We start from the raw sequence: 14,384 nt of genomic DNA on the forward strand, positions 1-14,384 counted from the left end.
ATTTATGGGAAGAAAGGAAGACAATATAGAGAAGGCTCTTAAAATTGTAGAGCATACGGAACTTGTAAGAAATATAGGTATAGTTGCCCATATCGATCACGGTAAGACCACGCTCAGCGATAACCTTATCGCTGGTGCTGGCATGATGAGTGAGGAGCTGGCCGGAAAGCAGCTGGTTCTGGATTATGATGAGCAGGAACAGGCAAGAGGCATAACGATAAATGCTGCAGTAGCCTCCATGGTTCACTCCTTCCAGGGTAAGGAATATCTGATCAATCTTATTGATACGCCTGGTCATGTGGACTTCGGAGGAGACGTTACAAGAGCTATGAGGGCTGTGGATGGCGTCATTGTAGTTGTGGACTCAGTTGAGGGTGTCATGCCACAGACTGAGACCGTTATAAGGCAGGCCCTCAGAGAGCACGTTAAGCCGGTCCTCTTCATAAACAAGATAGACAGGCTGATAAACGAACTAAGACTGAACAGCGATGAGATGCAGAAGCGTTTCACAAAGATAATAACTGATGTAAACAGGCTAATTACGAAATACGCGCCTCCTGAATTCACGAAGGACTGGCAGGTATCCGTGCAGGATGGGCGTGTCGCCTTCGGTTCAGCTTACAACAACTGGGCTATATCAATACCTTCTATGGCTGAAACTAAGATAACGTTCAAGGACATCGTTGAATATGTGAAGAATGGAAAGCAGAAGGAACTTGCGCAGAAAAACCAGCTGCATAAGATAATACTGAACATGGTCATAAGGCATCTGCCGGATCCAAAGACCGCTCAATCCTATAGGATAAAGCAGATTTGGAAGGGAGACCTCGATTCTGAGGTTGGAAAGGCCATGATTAACTGTGATTTCAGGGGTCCAGTGGCCATGATGGTGACGAAGATCATCATAGATCCACATGCCGGAGAAATAGCCATAGGAAGATTGTTCAGCGGCACCGTTAGGAAAGGTACCGATCTATACATATCTGGAGCTGGAAAAGGCAAGGTGCAAACTCTGGCAATGATGGTTGGTCCAGACAGGATACCTGTGGATGAAGTAACAGCAGGAAACATAGCGGCTATAGTGGGCCTTAAAGGAGCGATCGCAGGAGCCACAGTCTCATCTCTTGAAAACATGGTTCCATTCGAGCCTATGATACATTACTCCGAGCCCGTGGTTACGCTTGCCATAGAGGCAAAGCATACTGCAGATCTGCCGAGACTTATAGAGGTTCTGAGAGATATATCAAAGGCCGATCCGTCCATACAGGTTGATATAAATCAGGAGACGGGTGAGCACCTGATATCTGGCATGGGTGAGCTCCATCTTGATGTGACGCTTTACAGGATAAAGAATGACTACAAGGTCGAGGTAGAAACCTCCGATCCAATAGTGGTTTACAGAGAAACCGTTGAGAAGAAGGGCGGACCATTTGAAGGAAAGTCTCCAAATAAGCATAACCGTTTCTACTTTGAAGTGGAACCTTTGAAGCCAGAAGTGATACAGGCAATTGAAGATGGCGATATACCGCAGGGATCGAAGTTCAAGGATAAGAAATCCCTGATCGAGTTGCTGGTCAGCAAGGGTATTGACAGGGAGGAGGCTAGAGGACTAGTCTGCGTAGAGGGCACCAACATCATGTTCGACGTGACGAGAGGTATTCAGTACCTGGATGAAACCATGGAACTGCTGATAGAAGCATTCGTTGAGGTCATGAATAGAGGTCCACTGGCCAATGAGAAGGTCTTCGGAGTCAAGGCAAGGCTCGTCGACGCCAAGCTGCACGAGGACAGTATTCATAGAGGCCCAGCTCAGGTCATTCCTGCGGGAAGAAATGCGATATACGGTGCGATGTGCGAGGCAAAGCGCGTGCTTCTTGAGCCTGTTCAGAGAGTATTCATAAATGTACCGCAGGAGGAGATGGGCGCAGCCATAAATGAGATACAGCAGAGGCGCGGTATAATCGAGGACATGAAGCAGGAAGGCGAGGAAATATCGCTCACTGCAAAGGTTCCGGTCGCCGGCATGTTCGGATTCGCATCCGCCATAAGGGGTGCAACCGGAGGAAAGGTTCTCTGGAGCTTCGAGAACGCCGGTTACCAGAAAGTGCCGCCTGAGTTGCAGGATTCTATAGTGAGATCCATCAGGGAAAGGAAGGGTCTTAGGCCAGAACCATACGATGCGGATTATTACGCATCTATGTGATCATTTTTATTTTTCACAAAATTTTCTTTTATTTTGTTTATCCAGGGAAGCACATCCGTTATGAACGAAGGGCCATGATGCGCGAAGAAATCGTATTTTGAAGGTGTCACATAAACATTTCCATTTCTATACGCCTTCATCTCAGTCCAGCCTCTCTCCTTCATAATGCTCTCTACAGATAGGCTTCGGAACATCTTTGGCTCGAATATTATCACATCAGGATCGGCCTTACGCACAAAATTGAAATCAGGCTCGAGCCATTCTTTTCTATGATCAGCATATATGGATGGTATGCCCATGAAGGTCAGGGCATCAGTTATATAGCTGTATGCGCCGAAGGAAACAGGCCCACCCAGATCTAGTTCTATATAACTGGTCATATCGCCTTCCACTGGAACCGGTATGCTTCTCAGCAGCCTGTGGTAAAGATCCCTTGCCTCCTTGATCGAATCAACCTCAAAGCCCACGCGCATGACAAGATCAGCTATTCCGGCTACCGTAGAGGGAAGCTCAAATTCCACAACATTATAACTCTGCGAGAGTTTTTCGTAAAGTGCATGCGGATACCCGGATATGATGAATATCACATCTGGATCGATCTGTGATAGCAGATCCATGCTCACGGTTCCGTAGCTGCCGACCTTCCTCTTGTTTCTGGCATCCTCAGGATGGACGCAGAACGCAGAGGTACCTGCTATATTATCGCTTTCTCCTATCATGTAAAGTATCTCGGTGACTGCCGGGCTCAAAGATACTATCTTACTGTATTTCCCCACATGGTGTTATATTGAATCATCTAATGTGCCTTTCTGTGATAAATGCTGTATAACTTATCAAATGAAACGTGGAAGGCTTTATTCAGGGCATTTTTTCATTTTGTATCTCTTCAGCAACGGTTTTTTCCATGCATGGATCTTAAATCTATGGCAGGAAATCTACTGATAATTGACAATCTTGATACTGATTATCCCCTCGTCAGGGAAAGTTTGAGAGAATACGAGGAATATTCACTGCTCATAACCGACGGTATAATAATGGATTTCTCTGAACTGCCTGATGGTGCAAAGATACAGCGCATATTGACTGTATATCAGCTCATAAGATCCATCGTTGACGGCCCTAACACTCCATATATAATACTGGCCAGATCTGATATAGTGAATTCCTGGCCATATCAGGATCTGGACAATCTCTACGATTCCATGAGGATGAAGACGTTCTACTCAGGCTGTGATATAATCTTTATGGTCGTTGGCGGGCGCCTGATCTTCAGGAATATGCTGCATGGTGAGGTTTATGGGGAGGAGTACGCCCAGTACTAGACAGGCGATTGACAGCCTTATATCAAGAATGGAGGAGATGAAGAAGGTGATGCGTGCTGGCGATAGAGAAATTCTTGAAGAGCTGATCAGGTCTGGAAAGATGCATGCTGCAGAGATCTCCTATGCAGGCATTGATGTGGACTTTGGGCTTCTGTTATACATGCTTATAGAGGTGGTCAAACGTACATCGATGCCAGGGGATCGGATCAGGTGACAGTTTATGAATACTCTGGCGGCAAGGTAAAGAAAAGGTTCTTCAGGAATACATCATGGATATTTGTTACTGGCGATAAATATGATATGGACGCTCTTTATGCCCAGCTTGACTCGACAAATTTGAGGTATGAATACAGCACAATGCCTGATATCTATGGCTACAGGGATGGTATAAAAATATGGATAAGACCCTCACGTGCCAGGAGATTAGGCGATATAATCTTTTCAGCCATAGGCTATGGAAGAAAATACAGGGTATACAACGCAGATATAGATCCGGTGCTGCGCTTCATGGCTTCAAATGGGCTGTCCTTTTTTGAGATGCAGACTCCATACGATATGGATCCCGATTTGGATGTGGCGCTTGTAGAATGCAGAAAGGGCGTATGCAACGTTGATGGAGAGCTGGTGAGTGAAGGCAAGTTTTATGATCGCATGATGGATGCCCAGGTCATAATATATGATGATCCAACTCTATTCTACAGAAAACTGGACGCAGTCGGAATACGTGCAAGGTTTTATCCAGGAAGGTCTTTCATTTCATACGGGCAGATATCATACAGAGATTCGTATCTTGACATCCCGGGTAAGATAGCAATAAATTCCAGATCCTTTTTCTATGCGGAAAGCGGCCTCAGTGGTATATACGAGGTATCCAGGGTCTCATTCTTACCGCCGCTTTATGTATCAATAGTGACGCCTGGAACGGCCGTCTCATCCATGGAACTTGCAGAAGCGGTTAGAAAGGGGATGCTTGTTCCATTCAAGAAGGATGATCATGAGAATCCAAAGACCAAATACGAGATCATGGACAAGGACCGCGGTGGGCTGATATTTCAGCCTTTGCCTGGAGTTTATACTGATGTGTACGAGATCGATTTTTCATCCATGTACCCAAGCATAATAGTGAAATACGACCTCACCCCTGGCAGGATAGGGTTTTTACCGGAGGCCCTGGAGGGGCTCCTCAACAGAAGGCTTCTTTACAAGGCTATAGATGGAGATAACGACGTTTACCATAGCAGAAATGTTGCACTGAAGTGGCTTCTTCTCACGTCATTTGGATACACTGGATATAAGAATGCAAAATTCGGAAAGATCGAGGTTCATGAGAAGATTACTGAAATAGGAAGAAAGACCCTGGCAGAGGCCATAGAGGTGGCGCATGAGAACAATTTTGAGATGATACATGGGATAGTGGACTCGCTGTGGATAAGTGGATCTGGTGAAATAGACAGGGTTTTAGCAGAGATAAAACGCCGCACCAGAATAGATATAGTGCTGAGTGGTCATTACTGGTGGATCGCATTTCTGCCCGAAAGAGATGGAACCGGATCGCCATCAAGATACTTTGGTCTCGATCGGTCCGGTAAGTACAAGATACGCGGCTTGATGATCAGGCGTTCGGATGTACCGGAGATATGCAAGGTATTCCAGATGGAGGCGCTTAAAATCCTCTCCGAATGCCACGATCTGAGCTGCATCCAGGAAAAACGATCGGAGGTAATGGATCTTGAGCAGCGTTACGTCAAGAATCTTAGGCATTATCCTCGTTCTTATTTCATCCTTTCCAGGAAGGTTACTAGGAGACCGGAGGAATACCACGTGAAGAACCTCACCAGATCCGCACTGGAGATCTACGACAGAAGTGCACAGATCATGCCGGGGCAGATCATAAATTACTATGTTGTTGATGAAGGAAAAAGGATCGTAGACTTTGACGGAGAAGACCGGATAGACTACAAATATTATTCAAGGTATCTTGAAAGATCTTTTGAGGAGATAAACTTCCTCTTCGATCAGGATAAAAGGATCAGGCGTTTAGAAGATTTTCAATTCTCTCAGTGAGGATGCTTATGGGTACGTCGTATATGCTTATCATCTTCTTTACACCTTCACCGCGCCCCTGTCCTTCCAGTGTCGCACTTATCATACCGTTGTTCTCCAGTTTCCTGATCCTGTCATAAAGATTGATGTCTCTCTTCCCATACTGTTCAGAGATCATGCTCAGATTCTGCGATACGCAATCGAGATCGGTGAATTTTGAAGAGGAAAGGCACCTGCATACGGCGAGCAGGACCAGTAGATCTTCGTAATCCATGGATGCAAGCTTGCTCTCGGTTACGAATGGGCTTATCATGGATCTTGCGGCTCTGACATCGTCAAAGCTGATCTTTGCAGATCTCCTGTACTCGGCTATATGAGCGGCCTTGGCCAGTATGTCTATACCAACACGTGCGCTGCCGTACTCCGCCGAAACCTCAGCTATGTAATCCAGCACATCGTCATCGTATCCTCCATCCACCAGAGACTGCACAGCGCGATTTACCACGATCTGATATATCTCATTCTTTGTGTATCTGCGAAACTTCATCTCCCCAAACATTCCGTAAGATTTCCTGATCTTGGAATCGAAAAGTATGGCAGGATCTTCCATCACCACGAATATCGTGGATATGTTCACATCGAATGAGTCCTTGGATCTGAAAAGATAGTAGAGTCCATCATAATCACCCTTCAATATGCTGGAAGCTTCGTCTATTACAAGAATAACGTTCTTTCCCTGATCCTTCAGAAGGCTCTCGATCCTTGTGAACAGGCTGGCATAGGATGATCTCTCCGGTACTATGATCCCGAATCTTGAAAGAAAATCGATGAGGACATTCTTCACATATCTGTAGGCAATTGCGTTGACATAGACAACATGAGGATCCTTAACCTCCCTTGCAAGATACCTCATGGTCACAGTTTTGCCCGTTCCAGAATCCCCATAAAGTATCAGATTGGTGGTTATGCCATTCTTAGTCGGCTTTATAACCGTTTCCATTATTCTGGTGAGTTCGGCATCCCTGGCTATGAGCCGCTCTGGTATGAATGATGATTCGAGTATGGATGGATTTATTAGGATGACCACGTGCCAAAATCAGGATATTATATTTATCAATTATGATATGGGTTTTGCCTTGGTCTCTGGCGCAAGAGTCACAGTTACGATGAAGCCGACGAACTCAAATATTGCGAAGAAAAGTAAGCCAGAGGACATGCCGACGCTATGTATTATTAGGGGAAAGGCAAAGACGCCAAGTATGGCACCTATCCTTGATGCTGCAGTGGCTATGCCCATGGCTGTTCCCCTGATTCTAGTTGGAAATATCTCCACGGGATAAACGTATGTGAGGTTCGTTGGTCCAATGTTATGGAATAGATGCATGAGAGCAAAGGCAGTGAATACCATTATGAACGGCAGTGTCCTGTGATCAGCATATAGTGCAAACGTCAGCAGTGAAACACCAGCCAGGCCAAACCCGGCGGATTGAAGCAATTTACGGCCCACACGTTCTATCAAAATGATGCATATCACAAAGCCCACAATGACAGGAAGATCCTCAAGCAGAGTGGAAAGTATGCTGTTGATCGCTGATACACCAACAGATACAAATATGGGTAGAGTGTAATTCCACACCCCATAGCTTGAGACATCATAGGAAAACCATGCCAGGCTTGCGAATATTATGAGTGGCAGGTATGATCCGGTGAATACAGATTTATAGGAGCTGGATCCCTTCTCCACCATAGGAAGTTCAACGTCAGAGTATCCAACTTCCTTTCCTATGTCGTCCGCTATCTTTTTCGCTTCACCCTCCCTGCCGGCCTTTACAAGCCAGTATGGACTCTCTGGCAGCGCACGTCTAGCAAATATTACGATTATTGGTACAACTGCGCCCACGGCATACATCCAGCGCCATGATGCAGATCCGAATCTGTAAATGAGCGGTATCGATATGACGTAGAATACTATCGATCCTATGGTCCACATAAATATGTTGAATACAAGGAAACGGCCTCTTGATCTCCTTGGTGAGAACTCGGCCTCGATTGATGAGCTGAGCGGGTAGTCTGCGCCTATACCTATCCCTGCAAGAAGTTCAAAGATGAAGAACTCGTAAAATGTAGTTGAAAGAGCGGTTAATACCAGAAAAAGGCTAGTTATTGCAAGATCATAGGTGTACATCCGTTTTCTTCCGATCCTATCGGAGAGATGGCCCATACTGAGGCTTCCTACGAACATACCTATGTATATTGCTGAGGCCGCCAGCGAGACAAGTATGGCCCTTACCAGTATGTAGTTCTGCAGATATATGAGAGCAGCTGAGAATATCGAGAGGCTGAAGCCATCCATGAAAACACCCATGGAAGATAGTATCGTAACTTCTATGAAGGTTGGTGTTATCTTCATTTGATCAAAGGCCGGATGGCTGCTCTTGAATTCTACCATAGAAGATTATTCCAATGCAAGTCAAATACTTTTTTTAAAAAATTCTCATGAAAAACTCACATAAAATTGTCATTTTTATGACTTAGATAGGCGCCGCCACGTATGAATGGTCATGGCTATGTAACCATTATTATATCCATAAACATTGAGGAAGTATGGTCTTCACATTCAAGAATGCCAGAGAGATCTACACAAGCGACAGGAGGCAGTTCATATTGGACATATTAAAGAGAACATTTGATGAACTGGATCCATCGAGGGTGATGGCCAGTGCTGTCGAAAATCTTGATATTTCAAAGTACTCCCGCATATTTGTGATGGGATTTGGAAAAGCATCATATGAAATGTACGCTGGCATCAGAGATCACGTGAAAAGTAAGCTTGCATACGCCGGCATAATAGTGCCGGTAGATCAGGATGTTCAGGGATTCCCGGAGCTTGAGGTTCTGAGGGGGACACACCCGTACACTTCAAACATGTCAGTGACCTCATCTCGCGCGCTCCTATCAAAGATAAAGCCTGGCCCTGATGATCTTGTTATTGTGCTGATCTCAGGTGGTGGTTCATCTCTTTTCGAGATACCAGAGGATGGTATAACGATCGAACAGATATCTGAGATATCGAAGAGAATGATGCAGGCATCCGCCGATATATACGAGCTCAATACGATACGATCATGCCTCTCTTCGGTTAAGGGTGGAAAACTGGCAAAATTCCTGTATCCAGCCAGCATCACAGCATACATAATATCCGATGTTCCTGGCGATGATGTATCCATAATAGCCTCTGGCCCGCTCTCTGAGAATAAACTTGATCCTGTATCCGTCTATCAGAAGTTCCGGGATGCCATAGGGCTGGATATCGATCGCTTTCTGAAGACTTCCGTGATCGAAGATGAATACTTCAGGAAAATACAGACAAAGATCGTGCTGTCCAACAGGGATTTTGTGAGAAAAATAGAAGCTTATATTGGCGAGCCCATAGTATCCATTGGATCAGGAATAAGCGGAGACGTTGATCAAGTCTCAGATAGCATAATCACAATAGCTGAAGCAATTTCAAGGATCAAGGGAAGGTCATTCTGGATGGTCATGGGCGGCGAAACGACTGTCAACGTCAGAGGAAAGGGTATAGGGGGGAGAAATCTTGAAATCTCACTCCTGTTTCTTAAGAAATGCAGATTCAGCGATTTCCTCTTCATAAGCATAGGAACAGATGGAATTGATGGGGTGAGTCCGGCTGCTGGAGGTATAGTAGATTCTTCTCTTAAGAAGAGAATAAGTGAAGAAGAGATCGATGAAGCATTGAAGAACAGCGACAGCTACACTCTTCTTTCAAAGTACGGATCGGCCATAATGACAGGCAGGACAGGAAACAATGTCTCGGATCTGATGATCGCCTATGTCTCGATCTGATCCTCTGATAGAATCTTTGCAATCTCGTCCGATCTCACTATTCTTGCCCCATAGACCTTCACAAAGTAATCCTTCCAATTCCGGTCTATCCTTGCTGCAACGGCATCTTCAACGATCATTATGTGATAGTTTCTGTAGAGTGCATCAGCGGCAGTATGCCTGACGCATATGTCCGCGTCCAAGCCTATTATCACAACGGTATCGATGCCATGGGACCGCAGTATTATATCAAGATTGGTTCCATAGAATCCGCTGTAGGTATGTTTTTCCACTATGTAATCGTCAGACTCAGGCCTGATCTCATCGATCACCTCGGATCCTGAGTCGCCCTTCATAGAATGCGGACCCCATATATTCATCTCTGGATCGTCGGGATAATGACGGTCATTCGTATATACGACGGGAAGTCCTGCGTTTCGGAAAGCCTCTATGACCCTTTTCGATGGTTCTACAGTCTTAAGAGCTTCCGGAGTTGCCAGCCTTCCGTGAACGAATTCGTTAACCATATCAACTACTATCAGCGCAGCCTTCATAATGTATAAATCAAATAACAAGATAAAATTTTTCTGTATATCTAGAAATTAATCCCGAACAAAAGTTCGGAATATTTAGACGAAATTATACCTATTTTTAAGTTTTTAGGGGCAGGGTCCATTTGTAGATGTCTGGCCATAGATCGATACGATCTCGCGGTAGCCTAGCTTTCTGTAAAAGTCCTGGGCAATTAGATTCAATGAAGGGAACTCGGCCGTGATCAGTATAATGTCCCTCTCTTTGAGTGTGCTTCTGAGGGCTTCTATAAGCATTTTTCCTATCCCCTTTCTCCTGTATTCAGGCATGACATAGAACTCTCTGATCCTGGCTTCGTATTTTGGTGTGTAGTATATTCTGAAGAGTATGTCGGCCATGAGAATGCCGACGACCCTCGAAGAGTATTCTGCCACTAGAAGCACATGCGCATCATCATTGAGTATCTTCGTGAGGTATTTCTCGATGTCCGGTTTGGACTCTTCTGAAACCGTAAAAGAGCAATCGAACTCCGAGTTCAACCTCTTCAGCCTTAGCAGTTGATCCATGACCTCTGGGAGGTCTTCCTTCTTCATCCTTCTAATATTTGTGTTCACCATTTGGCATCCTCTTTATCAATCCGAGATCCATTAGCTTGGAATAGATATTCCTATTACCCTCTATTATCTCTCTCGCACGTCTGTAAAAGCCCTCCTTGCTATCATTTTTCCTTGCTAAGCCTAATTCCACAGTCTTAGAGGCAACAGCAGATGCAAGGCGCGGGTAGAGTTCCCATTCCTCCATGGTCGGTACTATCTTTTCCTCGCTAGGTTCCTCCACAAAGTTGGCGATTTCATATGATGCAGCGACCATGACATCAAAATTGACGCCCTTTGCTCTGGCATCCAGAACACCGCGGAAGACGCCTGGAAAGACTAGGCTGTTATTGATCTGGTTCGAGAAGTCGCTTCTTCCGGTGGCAACTATTCTAGCTCCGTTTTCCTTTGCCTCTTCCGGCCACATCTCCGGTATCGGATTTGCCAGTACAAATACTACGGCGTCCTTGTTCATCTTTTTCACAACTTTGCTATCTATGGTATCAGGGCCTGATTTGGCAGCTGATATCAGAAGGTCTGCGCCTTCTACGGCATTGGAGAGATCGCCCTTTATCCTTTCTCCATTTGTTTCGATGGCTAGCTGATATTTCCAGGGATTATTTATCATGAGCGAATCTATGTCCTCTCGCTCCGGCTGGAGGATGCCCTTTGAATCGACGAGTATCATATTCTTCATCTTGAAGCCTGCAGCCTTGAAGAGAAAAGCCGCAGCTATGTTCGCTGCACCGGCGCCGTTAAATACAACTTTTACCTGATCGATTTTCTTTCCAACAACCCTCAGCGCGTTTATAACACCCGCCAGAGTTATCGACGCGGTGCCCAGCTGGTCATCATGCCATACTGGTATATTCATCTCCTTCTGCAGTGTCTCGAGGAGGAAGAAGCATTTCGGGCTCTCTATATCCTCAAGGTTTATTCCACCGAATGAAGGCTCAAGGGCCTTTGCCACGCTGACGAATTCCTCTCTTGATTTTACCCTTATGGGGACGGGGATCGCGTTTACCCCGCCAAGATAGTTGAATATGAGTGCCTTCCCTTCCATAACAGGCATCGCGGCCTCTGGCCCTATGTTCCCAAGGCCGAGGACTCTAGTACCATCTGTCAGTATAGCTATTGAATTCCATCTGCCTGTCAGTTCGAAGGAGAGATCCGGATCGGACGCTATCTTCTTTGAAACGGCAGCAACACCAGGAGTATACCATATTGAGAAATCATCCAGACTTCGGACAGGAACCTTTGATATTGTCTGTATTTTTCCCTTGAAGTACTCAGAATATCTGAGTGCATCTTCATTGTATTTCTCGGTTCTTTCCTGATCTTCCATTATCATCGTAGAAAGATAACCGTCAATTATTAAATAGTTTCTACGGCAATTCACGTAGAGCCATGACGAATAAAGATCATTGTTTTATCTTCAAAGGAAATCATGAAGAAGAATATATATGGAAAATGTAAAGCTCAGGTGGGATCTCATTCTGAAGCCGTATATAGATTTCGTTGAAAAGAACTATCCAGACATCACAAACGAAGAAAAATTTCGTATACTGACAGATCGATTGACGAACAACGAAATAAAGAACAGAGTGCTCCTTCACGATAATGATGTTGTTGCCTATGCCTTTTACGTTGATTCTGTATATGGCGATCGATGCATAGGAAACATAGGATTCATAGATCAGAAATATTGCAATGAGGCAAGAGTATCGAATCTCCTGAACTGGATAGAGATAAATTCAGATGACAGGATGATCTTTCTGGATGAGATTTTCAACGCCAGCGAAGATGCTGAGAAGGTGCTTAAAGAAAGGGGTTACTCCACGCTGACCAGGATCAGGATGACTGCTGATTTATCATCCATCAAGTACGGGCACGAAGAAATAAAATTCGAAAAGTTCGATGAAAAGATGATTCAGGAGTTCTCAGATGCTGAATTCAAAGCCTTCACAGGAACGGAAGATCAGATACTGCTACCCAGGAGCAGGGAAATGCGCGTGAAATACCTTGCCGATGAAATAGGCGGGCAGGAGACAGCCATCATACGGGATGCAAGTCTTGTTCTGATCGATGATGGAATTAAAGCTGGCCTTCTTTCAGTTTCGTATGCTGGATCGAATGATCCTTATTTCTCAGATATATTCGTTGATCCAGAGTATAGGAGAAGAGGTATTGCAAGCAGTATGATCTCTACTGCAGCCTCAAGCCTCAAGCAACTAGGATATAATTCAGTATCGCTGATAGTATCGGAAAATAATCCGGCAATTGAACTCTACAGAAAGATGGGTTTCTCATATTCAGGCCAGAGAAAGTATACGATACACTACCGCATAAGAACCTAAGAGGTAGGCATGTCAATAATTTCCAATTCATATAACACGAAACTCTTAAATTACGCAGATGTATCCAAAGATGAATAGAGATAGAATGATAAGATCTACATATTTGGGCGTTCATATAAAGCCAGTGGTGAATAGATGAGTGAAGTTGAAGATCTGCTTAAGACAGCCGATAAGAATTTCGAGAAGGAAAAGTACGTTGACTCGTTAAGGGATTATCTCGCGGTAATAGACAAGGTTGAGGATGAGGATTTGAAGGCAGAGGTCTACTACAAGATATCTCAGATATATCATTATCTTCAGAAGGATGAACCTCAGAATGCACTCAAGTATGCCCAGATGTCTCTGGACACGCATACCAAGCTGGGAGAGAACGATCTTGTGGTACTGGATCTGATAAACATAGCCTCGATACTTATGGATTCAGGAGATAAGAAGGAAGCAATAGAAAAACTGGATGCGGCAATACAGAAGGCTAAAGATATTGGTGATGACGAGATACTGTTGATAGCCCTATCCTCAAAGGCTGGAATTGTGGCACAGGAGAACAGGGAGGAGGCTCTGAAGCTCTATGAGGAAGTTATGAGGAAGAGCCAAGAAATAGGAGACATAGATGATTATTTCGACGCCGTTCAGGGAATAGTTAATATAGTCAGGGAAGAGGATGAGCATAAGGCATTTGAGATGATAATGAAGGCCATAGAAAACCTCGAAGACTATATCGCTGGAATAAAGAACAAGAAGGAGAGGAAGGATCTGGCAGATTCATTTTCATATCTATATGATACAGCGTCTGATATCGCCATGTCCATAGGGGATGTGGATCAGGCCATGGAGATCGCCAAGAGGTTGCAAAAGATAACATCATAATTCAAGAGGTATAATTTTTCTTTTCCTCAATCTCCTTGATGAAATCAGATACATCTATATTTTCATCCACTAGAACGCTGAGCAATATTGTCTGAAATGAGAGATATTTTGTATTTTCCATCAGCGACCTTGCTCTGGTTATGGCCTCCTTTTTAGTCATTTTTCCGGATGCCGCTGCAGCATCCAGTATTCTGTCTATTATGGGCTTGTCAGCATTGCTGGAAAAGAGCGTTTTTTCATCCACTGCAAAATCCAGCGGAACCACCACTCCACCGGTGCTGAAATTGGGAGAATATGCATCCCCCTTTTTCGCCAGAAGCCCCTCTGCAGTTGCAACATCCACAAATTTCCTGACAACGTCCGGCGGCAGCATCTTTCTCCTGAAAGATATGACATTTATGAAATCCTGAATGGTCAAAGAAGCCGGGCGCTTCATGTCTGCCGACACGATAGCGATGAGCTTCCTGGCAGAATCTTTATCCATGGAGAAATGATGCATGATCCCTAGAAATACTTTTCAGAGGATCAAGTATTTAAAAGAGAAGTTTGGGATTTGAAGGAAGCTGTAATTCTCAACAGCTTTAGCGATGAGATACACAGACTTCCCTCAATGTAGAGTTTTTAT

14 protein-coding genes are annotated in these 14,384 nt (G+C 44.6%); 7 read left to right on the forward strand and 7 right to left on the reverse strand.

Annotated features, from left to right (window positions below):
* Positions 1-4 precede the first annotated feature (4 nt).
* The gene (locus Q0C15_RS04630) at positions 5-2,203 is read left to right on the forward strand and encodes an elongation factor EF-2 (protein ID WP_297216832.1); all 2,199 of its coding nucleotides are present in this window, start codon (positions 5-7) and stop codon (positions 2,201-2,203) included.
* Here Q0C15_RS04630 and Q0C15_RS04635 read toward each other — a convergent pair.
* A complete protein-coding gene (locus Q0C15_RS04635; RefSeq protein WP_297216835.1) occupies positions 2,188-2,979 on the reverse strand; it encodes an ABC transporter substrate-binding protein in 792 nt (263 codons plus the stop codon). The two genes, Q0C15_RS04630 and Q0C15_RS04635, sit on opposite strands and share 16 nt — an antisense overlap.
* Before the next feature lie 147 nt (positions 2,980-3,126).
* On the opposite strand from Q0C15_RS04635, the gene Q0C15_RS04640 reads away from it, so the two are divergent.
* Genes Q0C15_RS04640 through Q0C15_RS04650 form a run of 3 tightly spaced genes read left to right on the forward strand, consistent with a single transcriptional unit; the run spans position 3,127 to position 5,589 of the window.
* On the forward strand, positions 3,127-3,525 hold the full coding sequence (locus tag Q0C15_RS04640; protein WP_110640418.1) for a hypothetical protein: 399 nt from the start codon (positions 3,127-3,129) through the stop codon (positions 3,523-3,525).
* Positions 3,500-3,739, forward strand: coding sequence for a hypothetical protein (locus tag Q0C15_RS04645; RefSeq protein ID WP_297216841.1), 240 nt, complete (start codon positions 3,500-3,502; stop codon positions 3,737-3,739). Before Q0C15_RS04640 ends, Q0C15_RS04645 begins: the two co-directional genes overlap by 26 nt.
* On the forward strand, positions 3,736-5,589 hold the full coding sequence (locus tag Q0C15_RS04650; protein WP_297216844.1) for a type B DNA-directed DNA polymerase: 1,854 nt from the start codon (positions 3,736-3,738) through the stop codon (positions 5,587-5,589). The genes Q0C15_RS04645 and Q0C15_RS04650 overlap by 4 nt, the downstream gene beginning before the upstream one ends.
* On the opposite strand, the gene Q0C15_RS04655 is transcribed toward Q0C15_RS04650, so the two are convergent.
* Positions 5,555-6,655, reverse strand: coding sequence for a Cdc6/Cdc18 family protein (locus Q0C15_RS04655; protein WP_297216847.1), 1,101 nt, complete (start codon positions 6,653-6,655; stop codon positions 5,555-5,557). The genes Q0C15_RS04650 and Q0C15_RS04655 overlap by 35 nt on opposite strands.
* A gap of 30 nt (positions 6,656-6,685) precedes the next feature.
* Positions 6,686-8,017, reverse strand: a complete 1,332-nt coding sequence (locus tag Q0C15_RS04660) for an MFS transporter (protein ID WP_297216850.1) — start codon at positions 8,015-8,017, stop codon at positions 6,686-6,688.
* Between the two features lie 155 nt (positions 8,018-8,172).
* Here Q0C15_RS04660 and Q0C15_RS04665 point away from each other — a divergent pair, with 155 nt between their 5' ends.
* On the forward strand, positions 8,173-9,432 hold the full coding sequence (locus tag Q0C15_RS04665) for a glycerate kinase (protein ID WP_297216853.1): 1,260 nt from the start codon (positions 8,173-8,175) through the stop codon (positions 9,430-9,432).
* Here the strand turns inward: Q0C15_RS04665 and Q0C15_RS04670 are convergent.
* The 3 genes from Q0C15_RS04670 to Q0C15_RS04680 form a co-directional block, all read right to left on the reverse strand.
* Positions 9,417-9,965: a cysteine hydrolase family protein gene (locus Q0C15_RS04670; RefSeq protein WP_297216857.1), complete on the reverse strand. Its 549-nt coding sequence runs from the start codon at positions 9,963-9,965 to the stop codon at positions 9,417-9,419. The two genes, Q0C15_RS04665 and Q0C15_RS04670, sit on opposite strands and share 16 nt — an antisense overlap.
* A gap of 105 nt (positions 9,966-10,070) precedes the next feature.
* Entirely contained in the window at positions 10,071-10,559 is a 489-nt protein-coding gene (locus tag Q0C15_RS04675; RefSeq protein ID WP_297216859.1) for a GNAT family N-acetyltransferase, read from the reverse strand.
* Positions 10,540-11,886 (reverse strand): NADP-dependent malic enzyme, encoded by a 1,347-nt coding sequence (locus Q0C15_RS04680; RefSeq protein WP_297216861.1) that lies wholly within the window; start codon positions 11,884-11,886, stop codon positions 10,540-10,542. Before Q0C15_RS04680 ends, Q0C15_RS04675 begins: the two co-directional genes overlap by 20 nt.
* A 112-nt stretch (positions 11,887-11,998) precedes the next feature.
* Here Q0C15_RS04680 and Q0C15_RS04685 point away from each other — a divergent pair, with 112 nt between their 5' ends.
* Together Q0C15_RS04685 and Q0C15_RS04690 are read left to right on the forward strand one after the other, a co-directional pair.
* Entirely contained in the window at positions 11,999-12,892 is an 894-nt protein-coding gene (locus Q0C15_RS04685; protein WP_297216863.1) for a GNAT family N-acetyltransferase, read from the forward strand.
* A 135-nt stretch (positions 12,893-13,027) separates the two neighbouring features.
* Positions 13,028-13,759, forward strand: a complete 732-nt coding sequence (locus Q0C15_RS04690) for a hypothetical protein (RefSeq protein ID WP_297216865.1) — start codon at positions 13,028-13,030, stop codon at positions 13,757-13,759.
* Position 13,760: 1 nt separating this feature from the next.
* On the opposite strand, the gene Q0C15_RS04695 is transcribed toward Q0C15_RS04690, so the two are convergent.
* Positions 13,761-14,243 (reverse strand): DUF2240 family protein, encoded by a 483-nt coding sequence (locus Q0C15_RS04695; protein ID WP_297216867.1) that lies wholly within the window; start codon positions 14,241-14,243, stop codon positions 13,761-13,763.
* Positions 14,244-14,384 lie beyond the last annotated feature (141 nt).

The sequence above is a fragment of the Thermoplasma sp. genome (assembly GCF_023256435.1).
In the GTDB taxonomy this organism is placed as follows: domain Archaea; phylum Thermoplasmatota; class Thermoplasmata; order Thermoplasmatales; family Thermoplasmataceae; genus Thermoplasma.

Excerpts from the sequence above, each read along its gene's own strand:
- Q0C15_RS04630 (WP_297216832.1), top strand. The coding sequence starts at position 5 with ATGGGAAGAAAGGAAGACAATATAGAGAAGGCTCTTAAAATTGTAGAG.
- Q0C15_RS04640 (WP_110640418.1), top strand. The coding sequence starts at position 3,127 with ATGGCAGGAAATCTACTGATAATTGACAATCTTGATACTGATTATCCC.
- Q0C15_RS04645 (WP_297216841.1), top strand. The coding sequence starts at position 3,500 with ATGGGGAGGAGTACGCCCAGTACTAGACAGGCGATTGACAGCCTTATA.
- Q0C15_RS04660 (WP_297216850.1), bottom strand. The coding sequence starts at position 8,017 with ATGGTAGAATTCAAGAGCAGCCATCCGGCCTTTGATCAAATGAAGATA.
- Q0C15_RS04665 (WP_297216853.1), top strand. The coding sequence starts at position 8,173 with ATGGTCTTCACATTCAAGAATGCCAGAGAGATCTACACAAGCGACAGG.
- Q0C15_RS04670 (WP_297216857.1), bottom strand. The coding sequence starts at position 9,965 with ATGAAGGCTGCGCTGATAGTAGTTGATATGGTTAACGAATTCGTTCAC.
- Q0C15_RS04675 (WP_297216859.1), bottom strand. The coding sequence starts at position 10,559 with ATGGTGAACACAAATATTAGAAGGATGAAGAAGGAAGACCTCCCAGAG.
- Q0C15_RS04680 (WP_297216861.1), bottom strand. The coding sequence starts at position 11,886 with ATGATAATGGAAGATCAGGAAAGAACCGAGAAATACAATGAAGATGCA.
- Q0C15_RS04685 (WP_297216863.1), top strand. The coding sequence starts at position 11,999 with ATGGAAAATGTAAAGCTCAGGTGGGATCTCATTCTGAAGCCGTATATA.
- Q0C15_RS04690 (WP_297216865.1), top strand. The coding sequence starts at position 13,028 with ATGAGTGAAGTTGAAGATCTGCTTAAGACAGCCGATAAGAATTTCGAG.
- Q0C15_RS04695 (WP_297216867.1), bottom strand. The coding sequence starts at position 14,243 with ATGGATAAAGATTCTGCCAGGAAGCTCATCGCTATCGTGTCGGCAGAC.